Source organism: Myxococcaceae bacterium JPH2 (assembly GCA_016458225.1).
GTDB lineage: Bacteria > Myxococcota > Myxococcia > Myxococcales > Myxococcaceae > Citreicoccus.
In genome coordinates this window covers 985,541-1,005,799 of record JAEMGR010000003.1, presented here as the reverse complement: position 1 = coordinate 1,005,799, position 20,259 = coordinate 985,541, and the positions used below count along the sequence as shown (strand labels likewise).

18 protein-coding genes are annotated in these 20,259 nt (G+C 72.5%); 3 read left to right on the top strand and 15 right to left on the bottom strand.

Going from position 1 to position 20,259, the window contains the following annotated elements; translation table 11 throughout:
* Positions 1 to 210: 210 nt before the first annotated feature.
* On the top strand, positions 211 to 2,466 hold the full coding sequence (locus JGU66_08825; protein MBJ6760865.1) for a GAF domain-containing protein: 2,256 nt from the start codon (positions 211 to 213) through the stop codon (positions 2,464 to 2,466).
* A 33-nt stretch (positions 2,467 to 2,499) separates the two neighbouring features.
* Here the strand turns inward: JGU66_08825 and JGU66_08820 are convergent, their stop codons facing one another.
* The 6 genes from JGU66_08820 to JGU66_08795 all read right to left on the bottom strand — a co-directional run bounded on the left by JGU66_08820 (position 2,500) and on the right by JGU66_08795 (position 7,536).
* A complete protein-coding gene (locus JGU66_08820) occupies positions 2,500 to 2,925 on the bottom strand; it encodes a nuclear transport factor 2 family protein (GenBank protein MBJ6760864.1) in 426 nt (141 codons plus the stop codon).
* Between the two features lie 118 nt (positions 2,926 to 3,043).
* Entirely contained in the window at positions 3,044 to 4,027 is a 984-nt protein-coding gene (locus tag JGU66_08815) for a cytochrome c (protein ID MBJ6760863.1), read from the bottom strand.
* A complete protein-coding gene (locus tag JGU66_08810) occupies positions 4,024 to 4,611 on the bottom strand; it encodes a hypothetical protein (GenBank protein ID MBJ6760862.1) in 588 nt (195 codons plus the stop codon). Before JGU66_08810 ends, JGU66_08815 begins: the two co-directional genes overlap by 4 nt.
* Positions 4,608 to 6,320 carry a cbb3-type cytochrome c oxidase subunit I gene (locus tag JGU66_08805; GenBank protein MBJ6760861.1) on the bottom strand — a complete coding sequence of 571 codons (1,713 nt, stop codon included), beginning with the start codon at positions 6,318 to 6,320 and terminating at the stop codon, positions 4,608 to 4,610. The genes JGU66_08810 and JGU66_08805 overlap by 4 nt, the downstream gene beginning before the upstream one ends.
* Positions 6,317 to 7,267 (bottom strand): cytochrome C oxidase subunit II, encoded by a 951-nt coding sequence (locus JGU66_08800; protein ID MBJ6760860.1) that lies wholly within the window; start codon positions 7,265 to 7,267, stop codon positions 6,317 to 6,319. The genes JGU66_08805 and JGU66_08800 overlap by 4 nt, the downstream gene beginning before the upstream one ends.
* Positions 7,234 to 7,536: a hypothetical protein gene (locus JGU66_08795; GenBank protein ID MBJ6760859.1), complete on the bottom strand. Its 303-nt coding sequence runs from the start codon at positions 7,534 to 7,536 to the stop codon at positions 7,234 to 7,236. The genes JGU66_08800 and JGU66_08795 overlap by 34 nt, the downstream gene beginning before the upstream one ends.
* Before the next feature lie 179 nt (positions 7,537 to 7,715).
* Here JGU66_08795 and JGU66_08790 point away from each other — a divergent pair, with 179 nt between their 5' ends.
* Positions 7,716 to 8,378 carry an SCO family protein gene (locus JGU66_08790; GenBank protein ID MBJ6760858.1) on the top strand — a complete coding sequence of 221 codons (663 nt, stop codon included), beginning with the start codon at positions 7,716 to 7,718 and terminating at the stop codon, positions 8,376 to 8,378.
* Between the two features lie 130 nt (positions 8,379 to 8,508).
* Here JGU66_08790 and JGU66_08785 read toward each other — a convergent pair whose 3' ends face one another.
* The 3 genes from JGU66_08785 to JGU66_08775 all read right to left on the bottom strand — a co-directional run bounded on the left by JGU66_08785 (position 8,509) and on the right by JGU66_08775 (position 10,332).
* On the bottom strand, positions 8,509 to 8,925 hold the full coding sequence (locus JGU66_08785; protein ID MBJ6760857.1) for a hypothetical protein: 417 nt from the start codon (positions 8,923 to 8,925) through the stop codon (positions 8,509 to 8,511).
* A gap of 153 nt (positions 8,926 to 9,078) precedes the next feature.
* Complete coding sequence (locus JGU66_08780; GenBank protein ID MBJ6760856.1) at positions 9,079 to 9,531, bottom strand: hypothetical protein; 453 nt, start codon at positions 9,529 to 9,531, stop codon at positions 9,079 to 9,081.
* A 225-nt stretch (positions 9,532 to 9,756) separates the two neighbouring features.
* Positions 9,757 to 10,332, bottom strand: a complete 576-nt coding sequence (locus JGU66_08775; protein MBJ6760855.1) for a Fis family transcriptional regulator — start codon at positions 10,330 to 10,332, stop codon at positions 9,757 to 9,759.
* Positions 10,333 to 10,598: 266 nt separating this feature from the next.
* On the opposite strand from JGU66_08775, the gene JGU66_08770 reads away from it, so the two are divergent.
* Positions 10,599 to 12,011, top strand: coding sequence for an OmpA family protein (locus JGU66_08770; GenBank protein MBJ6760854.1), 1,413 nt, complete (start codon positions 10,599 to 10,601; stop codon positions 12,009 to 12,011).
* A 76-nt stretch (positions 12,012 to 12,087) separates the two neighbouring features.
* Here JGU66_08770 and JGU66_08765 read toward each other — a convergent pair whose 3' ends face one another.
* From JGU66_08765 to JGU66_08740, 6 genes are all read right to left on the bottom strand, one after another.
* A complete protein-coding gene (locus JGU66_08765; protein MBJ6760853.1) occupies positions 12,088 to 13,443 on the bottom strand; it encodes a universal stress protein in 1,356 nt (451 codons plus the stop codon).
* Between the two features lie 132 nt (positions 13,444 to 13,575).
* Complete coding sequence (locus tag JGU66_08760; protein ID MBJ6760852.1) at positions 13,576 to 13,986, bottom strand: type II secretion system protein GspG; 411 nt, start codon at positions 13,984 to 13,986, stop codon at positions 13,576 to 13,578.
* Positions 13,987 to 14,005: 19 nt separating this feature from the next.
* Positions 14,006 to 15,466 (bottom strand): response regulator, encoded by a 1,461-nt coding sequence (locus tag JGU66_08755; GenBank protein ID MBJ6760851.1) that lies wholly within the window; start codon positions 15,464 to 15,466, stop codon positions 14,006 to 14,008.
* A gap of 139 nt (positions 15,467 to 15,605) precedes the next feature.
* Positions 15,606 to 16,571 carry a thrombospondin type 3 repeat-containing protein gene (locus tag JGU66_08750; protein MBJ6760850.1) on the bottom strand — a complete coding sequence of 322 codons (966 nt, stop codon included), beginning with the start codon at positions 16,569 to 16,571 and terminating at the stop codon, positions 15,606 to 15,608.
* Positions 16,572 to 16,603: 32 nt separating this feature from the next.
* A complete protein-coding gene (locus tag JGU66_08745; GenBank protein MBJ6760849.1) occupies positions 16,604 to 19,036 on the bottom strand; it encodes a GAF domain-containing sensor histidine kinase in 2,433 nt (810 codons plus the stop codon).
* 97 nt (positions 19,037 to 19,133) lie between these two features.
* On the bottom strand, positions 19,134 to 20,255 hold the full coding sequence (locus tag JGU66_08740; GenBank protein MBJ6760848.1) for a hypothetical protein: 1,122 nt from the start codon (positions 20,253 to 20,255) through the stop codon (positions 19,134 to 19,136).
* Positions 20,256 to 20,259 lie beyond the last annotated feature (4 nt).

The window sequence follows — 20,259 nt, the reverse complement described above, 5'->3', positions numbered from 1 at the left end:
CCGCCACGGGGGTTCGCCCACCTCCTCGCCGCCCGTGCCCCAAGAAGGGTCCCTTCTCACCCTGCAATCAGACCGGGGGGCAGCTGAGGCCCCACGGTTGGCCGGCGAATGATTCCCGCTGGACACTCCGCGCACGGGACATCGGCAAGCGGGCGCCATGTGCGTTTGACTGGGCCCCGCACCAGACGGGTGCCAGGCCCGGAATCCCCCATGGAGAAGCGCTCGTTCGCCACCGTCCGACCCCCTTCGCCCGCCGCTGAACCGGGCACTCGCCATGAGTTGCTGGCCGAGGCAGCCCGACAGCTCGTGGGCGTGTCTCCTCCCGCCGAGGTCGCGCGGCGCCTGTCGCTCGTCCTGGCGCCCCGACTCGTGGAGACGTGCAGCGTGGAGCTGCTCGACACCGCGTGGGCCTCCAATGGGCCCGCGGTCCGCCACCTGGCCCGCGCCCTTCAGCGACTGGTGCTCGCGGGCGACGCCGAGCCACTCGGAGGCCGCGGCCCGCGCGAGGGTGGGCCCTCCCTCCTGGAGTCGGAGACGGGTGGCCGGCATACCGCCCTGCTGCCCTTGCGCTGCGGAGGGCGCACCCATGGCGTGGTGCTGCTGTCCGGGCGCGGGCTGGACGCCGCCGCTGTCGCGCTGGCCGAGGAAGTGGTGGAGGTGGCCGCGCGAGGACTGGAGTTGGCCATGCGCCATGAGGAGGAGCGTGGGGCGCGGGCCCGCGCCGAGCGCGCGAGCCTGCGCATGGAAAGCCTTCAGTCCCTCACCTTCGCGCTGGCGGGAGCGCGCACGCCGGAGGACGTGGCGAGCGCCGTGGTGGAGGAGACGGTGCGCACGCTCGAGGCGGATGCCGCGGGCCTCTTCCTCGTCGACGCCGAGTCCACCGCGCTGGAGCTGGTGCACAGCATGCACTTCAGCCCCCTCAAGGAAGCCTTCTACCGGCGCGTGCCGTTGGATGCCGCGCTGCCCATCGCCGAGTCCTTCCGGACCAACAGCCCCGTGTGGATGGAGGACCTGGGGGCGTATGCCCTGCGCTACCCGGACGCCGCCGCGCTGGGACAGGTGGACCACCCGGGCGGCATGGCCGTGGCGTGCATTCCCCTGGCCGCGCACGGCCAGCCCCGGGGCGCGCTGTGCATCAGCTTCGACCACGCGCGCGCGTTCGACGCCGAGGAGCAGTCCTTCATCGTGCTGATGGCGCGCCAGTGCGCCATGGCGCTGGAGCGCGCGCGACTCCTGGCCTCCGAGCGTCAGCAGGTGGAGCGCTCCGAGCTGCTCCAGCGCGCCACCGCCGCGCTCGCCACGTCGCTGGATGTGGAGCACGCGCTGCGCGCCGCGGCCGTCACCATGCTGCCCACGCTGGGGGACTTCTGCTTCTTCGACGTCCTCACCGTGGAGGGCGACATGCGCCGCGTCAGCTGGGCGAGTGGCCCCGAGGCCGCGCACCTGCTCGCCGCGAGCCACTGGCACCCGCCCGAGCCTCGCGGCACGGACCTGTGCGCCTTCACCACCGGCAAGCCCGTGCTCCATCCCCACGTGGACGCGGCCTTCCTGGCGGGCTCCTCCAGCGGCGCCGAGCAACGGGCGCTCTTGTCCACGCTGGGGTCCACGTCGCTCGTGTCCGTGCCGCTGCCCTCGCAAGAGGGAACGCTGGGCGCGCTGACGCTGGGCTTCAGCACGTCCGGGCGCCACCACACGGAAGAAGACCAGGCGCTGGCGTGCGAGCTGGCCCGGCGCGCGGCCACCGCCGTGCAGAACTCACACCTCTTCCACCAGACGCAGCAGGCCATCCAGCTGCGCGACGAGTTCCTCGCCATCGCGAGCCACGAGCTGAACACGCCGCTCACCGCGCTCAAGCTGCACCTGGCCCGGCTGCAGCGCGTGTCCAAGGACGCGGACGTGCAGGAGCGCACCGCCGCCGCCACGCAGCAGGCGGATCGCCTGGGCAAGCTGGTGCGCGAGCTGCTGGACGTCTCGCGCCTGTCCGCCGGTCGTCTGCAGCTGCATCCCGAGACGCTGGACCTGGTGGAGCTGTGTCGCGAGACGCTCAGCCGTTTTGGCGACGACCTGGCGCGCATGGGCTCCGAGGTGAACCTGAGCGCGCCCGGCCCGCTGGTGGGGCGCTGGGACCGGGACCGGCTGCATCAAGTGGTGGCGCACCTGCTCGCCAACGCCCTCAAGTACGGACAGGGTCAGCCGGTGGACCTGGAGCTGTCCACGGACGTGGATGACTCGGTGAAGCTGGTGGTGCGCGACCGGGGCATGGGCATCCCGCCCGAGCAGCAGGCCCGCCTCTTCCGTCGCTTCGAGCGCGCCGTGCCGCTGCGCAACTACGGCGGCTTCGGGCTGGGCCTGTGGATGGTGAAGCAGGTCGTGGAGGCGCACGGCGGCCTCATCCGCCTGGACAGCGCGCCGGGCGTGGGCACCACGCTCACCCTGGAGCTGCCCCGCGTCTGCCCCGAGACCTGAGTGACGGACTTCGCGGGCCGGTGGCTCGCCTCATCACGCCGGCGTCGTGGCCGGCACCTCCGAGCGCGGCGCCATGCCGTGCGTCAGCTCCAGGCCCAGCGCGTGCGGGTCAAAGTAGGCGATGAAGCGGCGGATCCGCGCGCCGTCCCACTCGATGATGGACACGCCCGTGTAAGCCACCGCGGCCCCGTTGTGCGCGGTGCCTCGCGACGACCACTCCAGCGCCACGCGGTCCCCTGACTCAATCAGGTTGCGGAAGGTGGACTTCACCTGGCGCAGGGTGGCCTTGTACTCGGACCAGAAGTACCGAGCGCCCTCCAGGCCGGTGAACACCCGCGCCGAGGCGAGGTTGCTCACCCGCACGTCATCGGCACACAGCGCGACGAGGGCCTCCACGTCGCCGCGCTCCTCCAGACTCGTCAGTGCGTCCACGAACCGCTGCGCTCGCTCCAATGCCATGCGCGCCTCTCTCGTCGGGAAGGGGTTCGCGGCAAAGGGTGCGCACGCGCGATGGCGCGAGCCCGCCCCGTGTCGGCCGGCTGCTCGTCGCCCGTGAGCCCAGCCGGGGCCCCGTCCGCTACTGCGCCGGTGACGCGCGCAGCCGCTCTTTCAGCGCGCGCGCCTCGGAGGTGTCCCGCAGGTCGACGAGCGTCTGCACGTAGTAGGCGAGCGCCCAGAGGTTCTCCTCGGGGATGGCGCCCTTCCACGTGGGCATGGCCGCGCCGCCCACGCCCGAGGCGATGACGCGGTAGAGGTCCTCGCGCTGCGCCTGCGCCGAGTACGGGCGGCCCTCCACCGTCGCGTCCACGGGGAAGACGGTGCGCGGCGCCTGGAAGAGGAAGTCGGGCGGGAGCACCCGCGCCATCTTCGCGGGCTCGCCCTTCGCGTCCCAGGCCACCGGATGATCCGACTCGCGCGCCTGCGCGGTGTAGGGGTCCGCGCCGGCCAGGTTCACCTTGCGGCCCGTCACCTTCTCCACCAGCGCCGCCAGCTCCGCGCGCGGCAGGTACGCGACGTGACAGCTGGAGCACCCCGCGTTGCCCGCGCCGGCCACGTGGTACACGGTCCGCCCGCGCTCGATGGCCTCGGCCTCGCGACCTCGCCAGGGGTCCTCGGACGCGGTGATGGGCTTGCCCGGAGCCTCCTGCGTCCAGCGCGGGCTGAAGGTCTTCAGGTACTGCACCACGGCCTCGACGTCCGCCTCGGGCACGTCCCACGCGAACATGGGCGTGCCCTGGAGGCCGCGGCGCAGCGTGCGCTTCAGCGCGGCGTCCGTGGGCAGCTCGCCCGCCGGAACGTCACCGAACTTGAAGAGGCCCTGGCGGAAGTCGCGAGGCACCGGCCGCATGCCCGTGCCCGCCGGGCCCTGGCCATCGCCGCGCTCACCGTGACAGGAGGCGCAGTAGTACGTGTACACGTCCCGGCCGCGCTCCAGCGTGGCCACGGACACCGTGCGCCCATCCGCCAGCTTCAGCGGCGCGAGCACCGGGCGCGGCTCTTTGCGGCACCCCGCCCCCAGCACCAGTCCCAGCACCACCGCCCACCGCGCCGCGCGGCTCATGGCAGGTACACCGCCAGGAAGAGCAACCCGAACGTCGCCACCGTGAAGAGCCACCCGGCCAGCGCCCGCCGCGCCGCATCCCGAGCGTCCCCGCCGCGCCATGTGCTCACCGCCGCGCCGAGCACCGCGAGCAGCACCAACCCCACGTGCACGACCTGCAACGCGGACAGGCCATAGAAGGCGGACGCGAACGCGCCGCCCTCGGGGACCCGCAAGTTGCGGTACCAGAACATCACGTGCAGCCACGCCGCCTGCGTCGCGAGGAAGCCCGCGCCCGACACCAGCGCCCCGCCCAGCCACGGCAGCGCGCGCCGCGGCGTGCTCGCGTCCACGCGGCTGGCCCGAAGCAGCAGTGGCCCCACGCCGAGGAGGAACGCGCCCGCCACGCACGGCGGCAACACGCTGGGCGCCACCGCGGGCAGCACCCACAGGCCGCGCATCCGGTACCAGCCGGCCGCGAAGGCCAGCGCGACGAAGAACATGGTGCCGGCGCCGTGGGCCAGCACTCCGGCGAACCAGCGCGTCGACTCGGCCCGCCGAGGCGCGGAGGCCTCCGGCGATGCCAGGGATGCCTCGGGGTTCATTCAGTACCTCCCAGCGGAGCGACCTCGGCCTGACCCATCCAATCGCGACCCAGTTGCTGTTGTACATCGGGTTGCGACAAAACATGCGGGCCGCGCAGCACCACGGGAACGGTCGCGAAGTTGTCCGGAGCGGGCGGACTCGCCGCGCACGTCCACTCCAGCGTGCCCACGTTCCACGGGTTCGGCTCGGCGGCGCGGCCTCGCCACAGCGTCCACACCAGGTTCCCCACGAAGAGGAGCTGAGATGCGCCCAGCAGGAACGCGCACGCGGTCGTCCACTGGTTCAGCGGCAGCAGGGGCTTCAGGTACGTGTACTGGTAGGGGTCGTACAGCCGCCGCAGCTGCCCCGCGTACCCAGCCGCGAGCTGCCCGCCGAACACGCCCACGAAGAGCACCGCGCTCGACAGCACGTGGGCCTTGGCCAGCCCTTCGTGCAGCGCGCGGCCGTACATCTTGGGGAACCAGAAGTAGAGGCCCGCGAAGACGGCGAGGAAGCTGGCCGCGCCCATCGTCAGGTGGAAGTGCCCCACCACCCACATCGTCCCGTGCAGCGGCACGTCCGTGGCCACCGCGCCCAGCACCAACCCGGTGATGCCGCCCAGCCCGAAGACAATCATGGTCGCGAGCGCGCCCAGCATGGGCGACGTCAGCCTCACGCTCCCGCGCCACAGCGTCATCAGCCAGTTGAGGAACATGACCTCGGCGGGCAGCGAGATGAGCAGCGTGAGCACCATGAACGCGCGCCCGAGCACCGGCGACAGTCCGCTGGTGAACAGATGATGCGCATACACGAGGCCGCTCATCGCCGTCACCGCGCCCATCGCGCCCGCCGTCAGCCGGTAGCCGTGCGCGGGCTTGCGGCTGAAGTACGCCACGAAGTCCCCCACCATGCCCCAGGCCGGCAGGATGAGGATGTAGACCTCCGGGTGGCCGAACAGCCAGAACAGGTGCTGGTAGACGATGGGGTCACCGCCCCCGCCCACCGCCGCCGCGCCCGCGATGAAGAACTGCGTGCCCGCCACCCGGTCCAAGAGGAGCAGCAGCGTGGCCGCCGCCAGCACCGGGACGAACAGCACGTTGAGCACCGCGCCGTAGAACAGGCCCCACACCACCAGCGGCATCCGGCCCCACGTCATGCCCGGCGCTCGGCAGCGCACCACGGTGACGACGAAGTTGAGCCCGTACGAGAACGCGGACACGCCCACGCACAGGATGGCCACCGTCATCAGCGTCTGCCCCACCCCCGGCGTGAACGCGGGCGTGGCCAGCGGCGGATAGGACGTCCACCCCGCGCTCGCCGGGCCCAGCCGCACGGCGAACGACGCCAGCACCAGCGCGCCGCCCACCGCGTAGGCCCAGAAGCCCGCCGCCGAGAGCCGAGGGAACGCGAAGCCGCGCGCCCCGATGGCCAGGGGCAGCACGAAGTGCCCCAGCGCGCCGAAGAGCAGCGGCGTCACGGCGAAGAAGATCATCACCAGGCCATGCAGCGTGAACAGCACCGTGTACGCGGGCGGCGTGAGCGCGCCGCGCGACTCGGGCAGGGCCCACGCGAGCCCCGGCACCGGCTGCCCTGGCCACGCCCACTGCCAGCGGATGAGCAGCGCCAGCAGTCCCCCGAGCAGGAGGAAGCCAAAGCCGCCCCACAAATACTGCCGGGCCACCTGCTTGTGGTCCGTGGTCCACAGCGCGCGCACCCAGCCGGCCCTCATGGCGCCCTCCACTCCCAGCCCCAGTGGGCCGCCGCGTCGTCCGCGTCGTAGGCCTGCGTGGCCAGCCGTCCCGCCTCGCGCAACCAGCGGGCGTAGTCCGCTTCCGACAGCACCGTGAGCAGCCCGCGCATGCGGTAGTGGCTGGTGCCGCAGTGCTGGTAGCAGGCCACCTCGAAGGTGCCCTCGCGCGCGGCCTGGAACCACGTCTGGTTCACGCGGCCCGGAATCGCATCCAGCTTCACGCGGAACGCCGGCAGCGAGAAGCCATGCACCACGTCCGTGGACACCACCTGGACCCAGACGGGCACGCCCACCGGCACCCGCAAGTCATTCCAGGTCACCACGTCGTCCGGCGTGCCGAAGCGGCCATCCTCGCCCGCGTAGCGCGCCTCCCAGGACCACTGATGCGCGTTGATCTCCAGCCGCACCGTGCGCGAGTCCTTCGCGGGCACATCCAGGTTCCACAGCACCTCGCGCGCGTAGCGCTCCGAGCCGAGGAACAGCGTGCCGTCCACCCCGATGAACACGCAGACCGCCAGGCCCACCACCCACGCCCGCGAGCGCCGCGTCCCACCGTTCGCCGCCACCACCGGCCGCGCGCCGCGAAAGCGCCAGACCGCCAGCACCAGCCACGCCAACATCACCGCCGCCAGCCCCGCCTCGAACACGTGGCTGCGCTCCAGCAGCGCGTCGACCTGGGGCCCGTAGGTGCTCGCGCCCTCGGGCGGAGCCAGCCTCCACGCGCGCCCCGTGCTCGCCTGCTCACTCACACTCTGTGTCACTGCATTCGCCGGGGGTGCAGATCGCACCGGGGTCGGATGGGCAGGGTCCGCGTCCCGTGCTTCCGAGGGGGACGGTCCGGGCCCGGGCGTCGACTCGGCGAGGATCAGCGGCGCGGGCGAGAGGTCCGGCCTCACGCGCGCCTCCCCGCCCACCACGCCGCCCATATCCCCAGCCCGACGAGCAGGAGCGGCGCGATGCCCAGCGCCACCAGCAAGCCCAGGGAGCGGCCGGCGGGCTCGGGCACATGGGCGGTGCAGGCGGGACAGGCCTGGGCGCTCCACGCCGCCAGTCCGGCGAGCACCGCCACCCCGGCCGGGAAGCGACGTCCGAACGGCCTGGGACGGAGCGCGCCGAGGCTGAACGCGGGAAGGGAGCGCCCCCGGGAGTGCGCGGGGCGGGCCTGGTCACTCGGGAGTTGGGCGGCGCGCGGCATGGTCCAGCCGCCCGGCTAGCACGCGTCCGGCGCCCGTCTCAAGGCGCGGAGGCCCCGCGTCGGGCCCGGCCGCACTGGGAGCAGCCACTCCCGCTCATGCCTCGCATGCGTCCAGCACCCGGTGGCCCGGCTCGCGGCGCTTGTGCCTCCCCCACCCTTGTCGTTACGTCGGGGGCTCCATGTCCGCCGCCTCGTCCGCCACCGCTCCCGCCCCTCGCCTCACCCAGCGCCCCGCCTTCTGGGCGGGCCTCGCCATCACCGCCCTGGGCATCGCCCTGGTGGCCACCCTGTCGCTGACGGGGACGCGGGGCGCTCAGCCCCTGCCCCAGCTGGGCGCGCTCCCGGACTTCACCTTCACCCGGCAGGACGGACAGCCCTTCGGCCGCGAGCAGCTGTTGGGACAGGCCTACGTGGCCAACTTCGTCTTCACCCGGTGCCCCACCGTGTGCCCCGTCTTCACCCAGAAGATGGCGAAACTCCAGGAGCGCACCGCGGCGCTCGGACCGAAGCTCCGGCTGGTCTCCTTCTCGGTGGACCCGAAGTACGACACCCCGGAGCGCCTGGAGGCCTACGGCCAGAAGTACCACGCGGACTTCGCCCGCTGGAGCTTCCTCACCGGCGACTACGAGCGCCTGAAGGACACCATCGTCCAGGGCTTCAAAATCAGCATGGGGCGCGAGGCCGGGGCCAGCGAGGACGACATCCCGTCCATCTTCCACGGCACCCACTTCGTGCTGGTGGACGCCACCGGCCAGATTCGCGGCTACTACGACAGCAACGACCCCGAGGCCACCGAGCGGCTCCTGGGTGACGCACAGCGTCTGGCCAGCGCGCAGCAGTAGCCGCCCGACCGCCGGACCCGAGCCCGGCCGGACCTGCCTGGCGCTGGAAATGAAGAAGGGCCGGCCCACCTCATCGGTGGAGACCGGCCCTCTTGGCTTCAGCAGGTGAATCCTACCGAGACTCCAAATCTCAGTGGACCAGCTTCGCCTGGCCCCAGGCCATGAGCTGCTGGAAGTTCTGCTGCGCGGGCTGCGAGCTCAGCGCGCCGACCTTGTCCGCCACGCCCTTCACGCCCGTGGCGATGTCACCAATGGACTTCACCGTGGGGGCGAACTTGGCCAGCGAGGCCAGACCACCCAGCGGGCCGCCCAGCAGCATGCTGGCGCCGCTGTCGATGAACTTGTCGGCGAAGGGCTTGATCATCTTGCCGATGCCGAACGGGAGCTTGTCGAGGACGCCACCGGCCAGCTTCTTGAGGGGGTCCGTCAGCATCTTGAGCGGCGACTGGATGAAGCTCAGCGCCTTGCCCGCGATGTTCGCGATGCCGCCAGCAACCTTGCTGACCGTCTTCGCAATGTTGCCGATCGCCTTCGTAATGCCGCCCATGGTGATACCCCCTAAGTGTGCTGAAAGGTTGGAGTCTGAAGCCGGAGAGGAGTGCTGAAGTGAAGCTTCGAAATGATTCTCGGGCGCAGCGGAAAGAAGTTTCGTCCGGGATTTCCGATCGTGATTTTTCTCTCCGTACGGGCGCCCGGGAACCTAGCCGCGGGGTCCGCCGCCACCCTTCTTGACCTGGTCGAGCAGGTCCGGGCTCACGGCCTTGGACTCGCCCGTCTTGGGGCCCGGCTTCACCTCGGGGTCCAGGGACGGCTTGCCGGCGTGGGAGGCGCCCTTCTCGAACTCGGACTTGGCGAAGGGGTTGCCCATGCCGGGCAGCTCACCCTTGACGGCGGCGACGAAGAACTCGCCCACTTCCTCCACGCTGTGGACCGGGAAGCCGGCCGCCTTGGCCTGCTCATCCGAGACGACGTTCAGCTCGGGCTCCTTGTCCTTGTCCTGCGCGTAGTCGAGCACCAGCTCGACGTAGTCCTCGAGCTTCATGCCCACCGCGTCCGCGATGCGCTTGGTCTCGGGGTCCTTGAGAAGCTCTGCCCGCACCACCTCGATGGGGCGCGTGAGCCCACGCTTCTTGCCAGGGGTCTGCTGCGACATGTTCGTCACTCCGGAGAGGGATGAGGACGGCGGCCACTCTAACGCAACTTTCCGATTAGCCCCATTCCCTGCCCCAGAACGCCAGGGGCTCCTCTCCGCGCCTCGCATGCAAGGCTTCTGTCCCCCCTCGCGCGCCATGGCTCGCTTTGCCACGACGGGGTGACGGCCTCGGCGCTCGCGGGCGTCCGGGTCACGGCGGACGCCTGATAGCACGAAGCGCGGCGCTCAGCGCACCGCGTTCCGGGAGGCGCCCTTGCGGGAGCTGGACGCCTTGCGCTTGGGCGCGATGCGCGTCACCGAGCCGGGCTTGCGCGGGTCCATCGCCGCGCGCGCCTGCTCCTCGGCCTTGGCCTGCGCGGCCTTGGCGGCGAGCGCCTCGGCCTGCTGGGCCCAGCGGCGCTTGAGCGTCTCGCGCAGCCCCTCCGTCTGGAGGTCCACCTGGGCCTTGTGGAGCCGGTAGTGGAGGTCCTCTCGGACGGTGCCGCGCGACAGCGCCAGGTCCGCGCCGCCGGACAGCCCCACCACCACCTTGGGCCGCTCCTCCTGGGTGCGCAGGCAGTGCAGCAGCATCTGCTGCGCGTCCAGCCCCAGCTTCACGATGTCTGGGATGAACACCACCCCATTGGGGTGGCGCAGCGCCCCGGCCAGGTCCCCTTGCTGGCGCACCTCGACGAGGGGTACGTCGAAGCTGCGCGCGGCCTCCTCCGCCCACGCGCGACGCTCGTCCTCCGTGCCGCCATGAATCAACAGCGACGCACGGTTGCTCACGAGCTCTTCTTCTCGGTAGCCACGCAGTGTCACCGGACTCCCCCTTCCTGTCTGGGAAAGCAGTTTGGGCAAAGTCTAACGCCCTCATGGGTCGCCCGTTCAATCCCCACTTCTCTGGAATCGGGCGGGTTTCACGCGCCAGTGGACACTCGCGCGCGCTCCGGCACGCCCCACCTGGCGGGTCCGCCGAGCCCGTTCCCAGAGGGGGCGAGGTGGCGGGCCGCTGGCGCTTGGCCGCAGCGCAAGGGGTTACCAACGGCGGAAGCGCTCCGTAACGATTTCGGGAAGCCATCAGCCCCATGCCCACGGGGGTGGGGCGTGGCCTCGCGCATCGGGGGAGTTCCGGTGCGGCACACCCTCGGAGGCAAGACATGGCGTTCAATCTCATCGAAGCGGTCCGCTCACAGTTCTCGGGGGACCTGGTGCGGCGAATCAGCGAGGAGTCCGGCGAGGACCCTCAGGCCATGGCCAAGGTGCTCCCGGGCACCATCGCCTCGGTGGCCTCGGGAGTCGTGGAGCAGGGCAGCACGGAGGCGGGGGCGGGCCGACTCCTGTCGCAGCTCAACGAGGGCGGCTTCACCAAGGCGGACGTGCCGGGCCTGGGAGAGGGCGCCGGGGGGCTGCGCGAGGCCGCGGAGCAGGGCCATGGGATGCTCGGCGGATTGCTCGGCGGCAAGCTGGGCGCCGTCACCGAGGGGCTCTCGCGCTTCGGCGGGCTGCGCAACTCGAGTTCCGCCACGCGGCTCTTGTCGCTGGCGGCGCCGGCGCTGATGGGCGTGCTGGGCAAGCAGGTGCGCGACCAGCGGATGGGCGCCTCCGGGCTGATGCAGATGCTGGGCGGCCAGCGCTCGCTCATCTCCGCGGCGCTCCCGGCGGGCCTGGGCAGCCTCCTGGGCGGCGGGCGCCACGCGGGCGCCGAGGTGCTCCGCGAGGCCGTGCCCGAGCGCCCCGAGGTGCAGGAGGTGCGCAGTCGAGAGGTGACCTCCGTCCACCGCGAACCCACGTCGCGCACGCCGGTGGTGCGCTCGCCCCAGGCGCCCGAGGCGCACCGCCGCCCGTCCTGGGCGCTGCCGCTGGCGCTCCTGGCCCTGGTGGCCCTGGGCTGGTGGGCGCTGCGCGGACGCCGGCATGAGCCTCGGCCCTCGCAGGCCTCCGTCACCCAGCCCGCCACGAAGCGCACCACCCCGCAGGCCACACCGCCTCCGGCACCCCAGCAGCAGCAGACCGCGAAGGCACCGCCGCCCGCCCCCACCGCGCCCCAGGAGCAGCAGGGCACGGGTGGCTCGGGGAACATGGGCACGGCGGAGCAGAAGCCGCGCATCGAGGACGCGTCCGGGCTGCGCAAGGCGTTCTCGGACGGCTCCGCGGCCAAGGGCGTCATCCTGGAGGGCGTGGAGTTCCAGACCGGCTCGGCGAAGCTCACGCCCAAGGGTGAGCAGACGGTGAGCGAGCTGGGCGCCATCCTCAAGGAGAAGCCCAACTCGCGCGTGCGCATCGAGGGGTTCACGGACTCCACGGGCAACGCGGACGCCAACCGCCAGCTGTCCCAGTCGCGCGCCGACAACGTGCGCCAGACGCTGGTGAGCGAGGGCATCGCGGGCAACCGCCTGGAGGCCGTGGGCGAGGGGGACGCCAAGCCCGTCGCCTCCAACGACACGCCGCAGGGCCGGCTGCAGAACCGCCGCATCGAGGTGCAGGAGCTGGGGCAGTAGGTTCCAGGGCGCGCGGGCGCTGTCTTCCGGCCCGCGCGCCCCTCCGCCGTCGAGCCCGCTCCGGAAGCCACGCACCTCACGTATCGGGCAGCACGAGCACCGGCCTCGCGCCGTGAATCACCAGCTCCCGGGCCACCGCGCCCTTGAGGGTGTCCGGCGCGTCCGACGTGGACGAGAGTCCCAGGCACACCAGGTCCGCGCCCTCGCGCTCCGTGGCCTGGCGGATGGCGAGCGGGACGTCCTCGCTCGTGACGCCCTCCACGCTCCAATGCACCGCCTGGGCCCCCTCCTCCCAGGGCACCAGCGTCCACAGCCGGCGCAGCACCGCGTCGCGCTCGGGCTCGGGCGGCACGCCGACGGTGTCCAGCCACGAGGGGTCCGTCAGTCGCCTTCGGTGCACGTGCAACAGGTGCACGCGACCGCCCGCGCCCACCAGGAGGCGCGCCTGGGACACGGCCCGCACGCTCGCCTCGGAGAAGTCCACCGGCACCAGCACCGTGCGCGGTGGCTGGGCGTGACGTGGCTCGCGCAGACCGGGCGGCACGCACACCACGGCCTGCTCCGCGCGGCGCAGCACTCCCTCGGACACCGAGCCGTGCCACAGCCGCCGCACCCCGCGACGCAGGTGCGTGCCCACCACCACCACGTCCGCGCCACGCTCCCGGGCCACGTGCAGCAGATGGTCGGCGGGCCGGCCATAGCCCGGCTCCACCACCACCTCCATTCCACCCTCGCCCTCCAGCTCGCCCACGCGCTCGCGCAGCTCCCGCAGCAGCACGCGCTCCATGGCCGGCTCCAGCGGTGACAGCTCACTGCCTCCGGGGTCCAACAGCTCCACGTGCACGGGCGTGCGCATGCCCAGCCGCTCGCGCTCCTCCAGCGGCGAGCAGACACAGGCGGCCACCACGTCGCAGGCGCCCACCCGCCGCAGCTCGCGCAGGAACGTCAGCGCCGCGTCGGACGTGGAGGACGCCCGGTCCACTCCCGCGAGCACCGTGAGCCGCCGGCGGCCTCGCGCCCAGTCCAGCAGCGCGCCGTCCCGCCGCACCACCAGCACCGGCGCCCGGCCGTACCGCGTCAGCCGCGCCGCCATCGACGTGCGCGGCCACGAAGCAGGGGGCCAGCCGTCCGCCGCCACCACCACCAGCCGCGCGCGCTGGCACTCCGCCTCTTCCCGGCGCGAGCCCTCCGCGGACGGCGCCGACACCGGAGGCAGCACCGTCACGCCCGACGCGCGCAGCCGGTCGGCCTCGGCCTCCAGCCGCTCTCGATGGGCCTCCGCGTCGGACAGGGTATCGGGGGTGGGGACGGGCGCCTCGTCGGACACGTCCAGGAGCAGCAGCGGCTCTCCCAGCCGTCCCGCCAGGGCCGCCGCCACCGCCGCCGCGCGCCCCGACTCCGGGGAGAGGTTGGTCGCACAGACGATGGCCATCGCCGTCCTCCTTCGGGCGAGGACGCGAGTGGCGCGACCCTGCCTTCAGGACACATGGCCATGGCCGAGGCCCCGTGGCGCGCCCGGCACCCCGGCGGGCTGCTCCGGGGCCGGCTTCACGGAGGGCGCGGCTCAGCGCACGGGCTGCGCGTGCCCGTCGTGGTTGGTGTGGTCCTGGTCCTCGCCCGCGCCGCCGCGCTGGTTCTCCCGCCCGAAGGTGGCCAGGAACACGTCCTTGCCGTTGCTGGAGTACTTGTACGGGCGACCCCACGGGTCCAACGGCACGGAGGGCAGGTACTGGGGCACCAGCATCGCCTCCAGGTCCCCCTCCTCCGGCAGCGTGCCGCCGTGGTCGGCGCGGTAGCGCTCCAGCGCGCCCAGCAGCACGGCGAAGTCGTCATGCACGCGCGTGGCCTCCACGCTGTTGCGACGGCTGAGCGCGGTCACCACCACGGCGATGAGCAGCAGGACTGCGAAGACGAGCCCCACCCACAGGATGGGAGAGCGGCGGTGGGGCTCGGGAAGCGGGGGTTCGGCGGACATGGGCCGTCACCCTACCCGTTCACAGCGCCCGGTAAAGCGGGACCGGCTGCTGCTTCCCCTTCAACCGGACGGGCGGCAGGTCCTCGAAGGACGTCTCGCTCGCGTTCACCAGGTCCCGGGTGCGCTCGCCCACCAGGATTTCCCCGGGCCCCGCGAGCGCGCACAGCCGCGAGCCCACATTCACCGCGTCCCCGATGCAGGTGTACTCCGCGCGCACCGTGCTGCCGATGTTTCCCGCCACCACCACGCCCGAGTTGATGCCGATGCCCAGCTCCAGCACGAGCGGCTGTCCCTCTCGGCCGTTGGCCAGCCACTCGGCCTCCGCCAGGAGCCGCAGCTCCGCCATGGCCTCCATCATCATCTTCGCGCACTGGAGCGCGCGCAGCGCCTCGTCCGGCCGAGCCACCGGCGCGCCGAAGACGGCCATCAGCCCGTCGCCCAGGAACTTGTCCAGCGTGCCGCCGCAGGTGAACACGGCGTCCGCCAGCCGCCCCAGCACCTGGTTGAGCACCGCCACCACCTGCTCGGGCGGGAGGCTCTCCGCCAGCCCGGTGAAGTTGCGGATGTCGGCGAACAGCACCGTCACCTCGCGCTTCTCGCCGGTGAGCACGACGGCGTCCGTGCTCTTGAGAATCTCGTCCACCACCGCGTCGGACGTGTAGCGCGCGAAGAGGCGGCGGATGCGCTCCGTCTCGCCGGTGCGGCGCACCACGCTCTCGATGCGCGCGGCCAGCTCGTCCATGGAGGCCGTCTTGTTGACGTAGTCGTCCGCGCCCATGCGCAGCCCGCGCACGCGCTCGGCCTCGCGGTCGTTCGCGGTGAGGATGATGACGGGCACGCCCCGGCTGGGGCCCTCCTTCAGCCGGTGGCACAGCTCCACGCCCTCCAGGCCCGGCATCTCCAGGTCGCTGAGGACGATGGCCGGCTGCAGCCGCCCCACCTGCTCCAGCGCCTCGTAGGGGTCCTGGAAGCAGACGACCTCGAAGCCCAGCGCCACCAGCCCCTCCTGCACGAAGGCGCAGGCCAGGGGGCTGTCATCCACCACCACCACGCGGCGGCGACCCTCGATGGCGGGGCGCGACACGTCCTGCCTGCCGGCGAGGCGGTTCTGGAGCCCCAGCCCTTCGTAGATCTGCTTGTAGGTGCAGTGCCCCAGCTCCACGAGGATTTCGCCCAGGCGCCGTCCATCCCGTCTCTGGCGCGCGAGCGCTTCCTCCAACTGCGCCAGCGTCACGTACTTGAGGCCCACGAGCAGCTCGCCCAGGGCCGGCTGCGCGTGCGTCTTGTCGTGGTGCAGGCCCAGCGCCTCGCCGAGCGCGTCCTGAATCTGCTCGCGCGAGACGTAGCCCAGGGAAATCAGCGCCTCGCCCACGCGCTGGCCGGTGAGCGCCTGGAGCGCGAGCGCCTCCTGCACCTGCGAGGGAGTGACGATGCCCAGCTTGAGGAGCAGATCGCCGAACAGGGGGCTCGAAGCACTCATTCAACAGCCTCTGCGGCCTGGGACAGGCGGCGGCAAGGGCGTCCGGAGGGACGGTGGAACCACGAGGAGCGCCCGAACCAGCGTACCCCACGCCCCTTCCGCCGGGGAGCGCCCGGGCTCCGAACTGTCCACCACCGCGTCAGCGCCGCGGGCTTGCCTTCGCGGGGCGGATGGGCTCCTCGGTGACGAAGACGAACTCGATACGACGATTGGCCGCGCGGCCCGGCGCGGTGGTGTTGGACTCCAAGGGCTGCTCCTGCCCCAGCCCCTGCGCCTCCAGCCGCTCGGACTCCAACCCCTGGGACACCAGCCGCGACAGCACCGCCTCGGCGCGCGCCTGGGAGAGCGCCAGGCTGGCCTCGGGCTCGATGAGGTCATCCGTGTGCCCCTCCACGCGCACCTTGCGCAGCTCCGGGTGGGCCTTGAGCACCGCCACGACATTGTCCAGCAGCGGAAACGAGCGGCGCTGCACCGTGGCCGTGCCGCCCTCGAAGTACACCCGCTCCAGGAGCTGGAGCCGATCCCTGCGCAGCACCACCGCCTGGGGCTCTCGCGCGGGGCAGCCCTGATTGGACGCGGGCCCCGCCGCGCGCGGGCAGTTGTCCTGGTGGTCCGCCACCGCGTCCCCGTCGCTGTCTCGGGCCGGGCAGCCCCGCAGCTCCGCGATCCCCACGTCGGCCGGACAGGCATCCTGCTCGTCGGGCACGCCGTCCTCGTCCGCGTCGCGCACCGGACACCCGTCGTGCTCGCGCGAACCCGCCTCCTCCGGACACCGGTCCTGCGCGTCCTCCAAGCCGTCGCGGTCCGCGTCCGCCAGAGGACACCCGCGCAGCTCGGGCGGCCCCGCCTGACGGGGACACGCATCGCGCGCGTCCTCCACGCCATCCTCGTCCACGTCGCGCAGCGGACAGCCCTCGCGCGAGGCCGGCCCCGCGTACTGAGGACACCGGTCCTTCGCGTCCTCCACGCCATCTCCGTCCGTGTCCCGCGCCGCGCTCACGGCGGCGGCGGGAACGCGTGGGGGCGCGCAAGCGGGCGCGGCGAGGACGAGCCCGAGGCACAGCGAAGCCAGCGGCACGAAGGGACGTCGCGGGAGGGAGGTCATGGGCGCTCGCACGGACAGCCCGACCATGGCACTCAGCCCCCCCGCTCCTCCAGCGCCGAGTCACCCGACGCGGCCCGCGCGCCCTCGCCCTCGGGAGGCGTCACCGGCAGCTCCAGCGTGAAGGTGGAGCCCTGCCCCTGCTGGCTGCGCACGCGCAAGGTGCCGCCCAGCGCCTCCACGATGCGCTTGGAGATCCAGAGCCCCAGCCCCAGGCCCTTGAAGTGCTGCGCGGCCACGGTGCGCTCGAAGCGCTCGAAGATGCGCTCGTGGTCCTCCGGCGCGATGCCAATCCCCTCGTCCCGCACGCCCACCCGCGCCCACCCGTCCGCCCAGGACACGCTCACCACCACGGGCCGGCCCGCGCCGTACTTCGCCGCGTTGGACAGCAGGTTGACGAGCACCTGCTCCACGCGCAGCCGGTCCCACAGCCCCGGCGCCGGCGTGTCCGCCTCCAGGCGCAGCTCGCAGCCGGCGCGCACCAGCTCCTCGGACATGCGCGACACGGTGTCCCGCGTCACGGCGGCCAGGTCCACCTCCTCGCGCCGCAGCCACAGCCGCCCCGCGCTGATGCGCGACACGTCCAGCAGGTCGTCGATGAGCAGCCCCATGCGCTGGCTGGCCCGAGCGGCCCGCTCCGCGCGCTCCGCCAGCTTGCCCGCCGCCGTCGCCTCCCGGGCCGTGCGCGCCAGCATGTGAATCTGGAGCTGGAGCGCGTTGAGCGGCGCCTTCAGCTCGTGCCCCGCCATGGAGAGCACCTCGTCGCGCACCTTCACCGCCTCGGTGGCCGCGCCGTAGGCCCGCGCGTCGTCGATGGCCAGCGCCGCCCGAGCGCCCAGGCTCTCCAGCAGCGCGCGCTCCTCGGCGCTGTACTCGCGGCCCGGGGACTCGCGCATGACGGTCAGCGTGCCCAGCACCCGGCCCCGCGCGCCGAGCGGCACCACCAGGAGACTCTGGGGCCCCTGTCGCTCGAAGTACGCCAACCCCGCCGGGGCCCGCTCCAGGCGCAGCTCCTCCGCCGTCAGCCGAGGCAACGCCAGGGACTGCCCGCTGAGCGCCACCCGCCCCTCCACGCCCTCGCCCGGGAGGGCCGGATGGTCGCGCAGGGCCTGCTCCAGGAGCGCCCGCGACTCCGGCCGAGGGTGGTGCACCGCCACCACCTCCAGCCGCTCCTGGTCGCTCGACAGGAGCTGCAGCACGCACGCCTCGCCAATGGCCTCGGAGACCTTGTGCGTCAGCACGTCCAGCACCTGCGCCAGGTCCAACCCCGCCTCGGCGATGAGCTGACTGACCTGCACCAGCACGTGCAGCCGCGCCGCGCTGCGGCGACTGGCATCCTCCGCGCCCCGCGCCTGTCGCAGCAGCCGCGCGTTGTCGAGCGCCACCGCCATCCGGCTCGCCAGGTCCTCCGCCAGCGCCAGGTCCTCGGTGCCGTACGGGGGCCGCGACTCGCCCCGCACGAAGGTGAGCACCCCCAGGGTGCGCTGGCGCGCCATCAGGGGCGCCACGATGAGCGAGCACAGGCCCTGCGCATACGCGCTGCGCCACAGCACCTCGCCGCCGCTGCGCTCCTCGACGAAGGCCGGCCCCACGCGCGACACCATCCGCGAGCGCCCCGAGCGCAGCACCTCATCCAGCAGCGCGGGCCGCGCATCGTCCGAGCGCCACCGCAGCGCCTCCAGCGACGGTGGCGCCAGCCCGGGGTCCGCCTGGAGCGACGCCAACCGGCGCAGGGCCTCGGGCTCGTCCGCGGTGATGTCCACCGCGCAGCCGTCCGCGAACGTGCCCAGCGCCAGCCGCACCACGGCGGCCACCCGCTCCTCCCAGTCCAGCGGCCCGGCCAGCAGCGCGCCCGCGTCCATCAGGAGCTGGAAGCGCTGCCGGGACTCCTCGGCCTGCTGCCGCGCGGCGGCCTCCAACGCGGCCAGACGCTCGCGCTCGAGGACCCGCTCCGCCAGCGTCGCGTGGAGCGCCAGGCGCTGGAGGTCCTGGGCCAGGAAGGGCCGGGGCCGGGCGAAGTACACCGCGAGCACCCCCAGCGGCGCGGGCCGGGGCGCCAGGAAGAGGGGGAGCGCCAGGAGCGCCGAGCCCACCGCCTGCCGCACCTCCGGAACGTCCGCCAGGAGCACGTCCGAGGACAGGTCCTCCGACAGGTAGGCGCCCGGCGCCTCCACCGAGCCCAACGCCCCCAACCCGCGCAAGAGGAGGCGACGTGAGCACGCCTCGCCCGCCTCGGGGGACAGGCCCGGCGTCACCCAGGAGCGCAAGAGGCCCGTCTCGTCCCACCAGCCCAGCGACGCCGCCGGGGCCTCCAGCGAGGCCGCCACCAACCGGAGCAACGACTCAAGCCCATTCACGGCGGGCCCTGTCACACCGGGCCCCGTCACCCCGGGCGCGGCGGCCCTCGCATCCAAGGACCGCGCGGCGCGGTCCACCGTGGCCATCGAATCGCTTTCGGGCATCTTCATGCCCCGCTCCCCCCGCCGGGCGGAGGGGTCGCCCGCGGAGCCTCAGTGTCCCACGCCCCCTCTACCCGGGGAACCCAGCCACCGCGCCAGGCGTTGCCTAGTGTTCGATGAAGCGCGCGAGCGCGACCGCCAACTCCAAGACAATGAGGGCCACCACCATCATCTCCAAGAGGTGGGAGCGGTCGATGTCCACCTCGCCCTTGAGCAGTCCATACGTCTGGGCCAGCAGCTGCTGCTTGCGCGTCACGGAGGCCTGCCACGCCGAGATGCGCATGCGACGCACCGCGCCCTCGTAGACCTTGGCCAGATAGAAATCTCCGATGATTTTCAGACTGTTCTCCACGCGCTCGACGAACTCGTTGAGGTCCACGAGGGTGCCCAACGTCTGGCGCGCGAGGTTGCGATAGGGACTGCGCAGCAATGCAATCCAGCCATTGCGTCGCGCCTGCACCTCGTCATGGATGCGGGCGATGTGTGCATCCAACCGCTCGTCGTAGTAGCGAAACTCCAACAGTTGCGCGTTGGCAATCTCCAGCAGGTCTGGGATGTCCCGCGAGCCCGAGGGCTCATAGACAAAGGCACTGTTCCAATCAATGACGACCAGGTCATTGACGGTATAGCTGAAGCGCACCTGCGTGACGGCCTCCACCTCTCGCGCGGACAGGTCCGCCGAGGCCACCTCCCCCAAGAGGAGCCGGGCGATGTTCGCGCGGCTCAGCAGCTCGTCCGCGGTGGGCTCCCCCCGGATGCGCTCGGCGAAGATGACGGTGTAGCTCTCATTCTGTCCCCAGAGGTGCGAGGCCTGGACCGCGGGGGCGATGGTGCGGCGCACCCCCTCCACCAACTCCAGCGCCAGGTCCTCCAACGCCTGGCTGTCATACAGCTCGTCCGCCACCTGGGTGAGCGTCTCCCAGGTGGTGCCAGGGACCACGGGGACGCGCAGGATGATGGACACGGCGCCATGGTCAAACAGGCGCGCCGTGGCATCCACCGTGACAGGCCCGCCGCGCAGCGCGAGCGGCCGGCGCCCCAGCTCATACGCCACGGGGGGATTGGGCAATTGAAGGTACTGGCTGTTCTCACGCGACAGCTTCAGTCGGCGCGCGTCCTCGGTGAGCGCCCGCCGCGCCCGCTCCAGGTCAATCTCCTCCGCCACGTCAAAGGTGCGGTAGCAGAGGATGTAGGCCTGGTCGAAGAGCAGCGGTGCCTCGGCAGCCATGGTG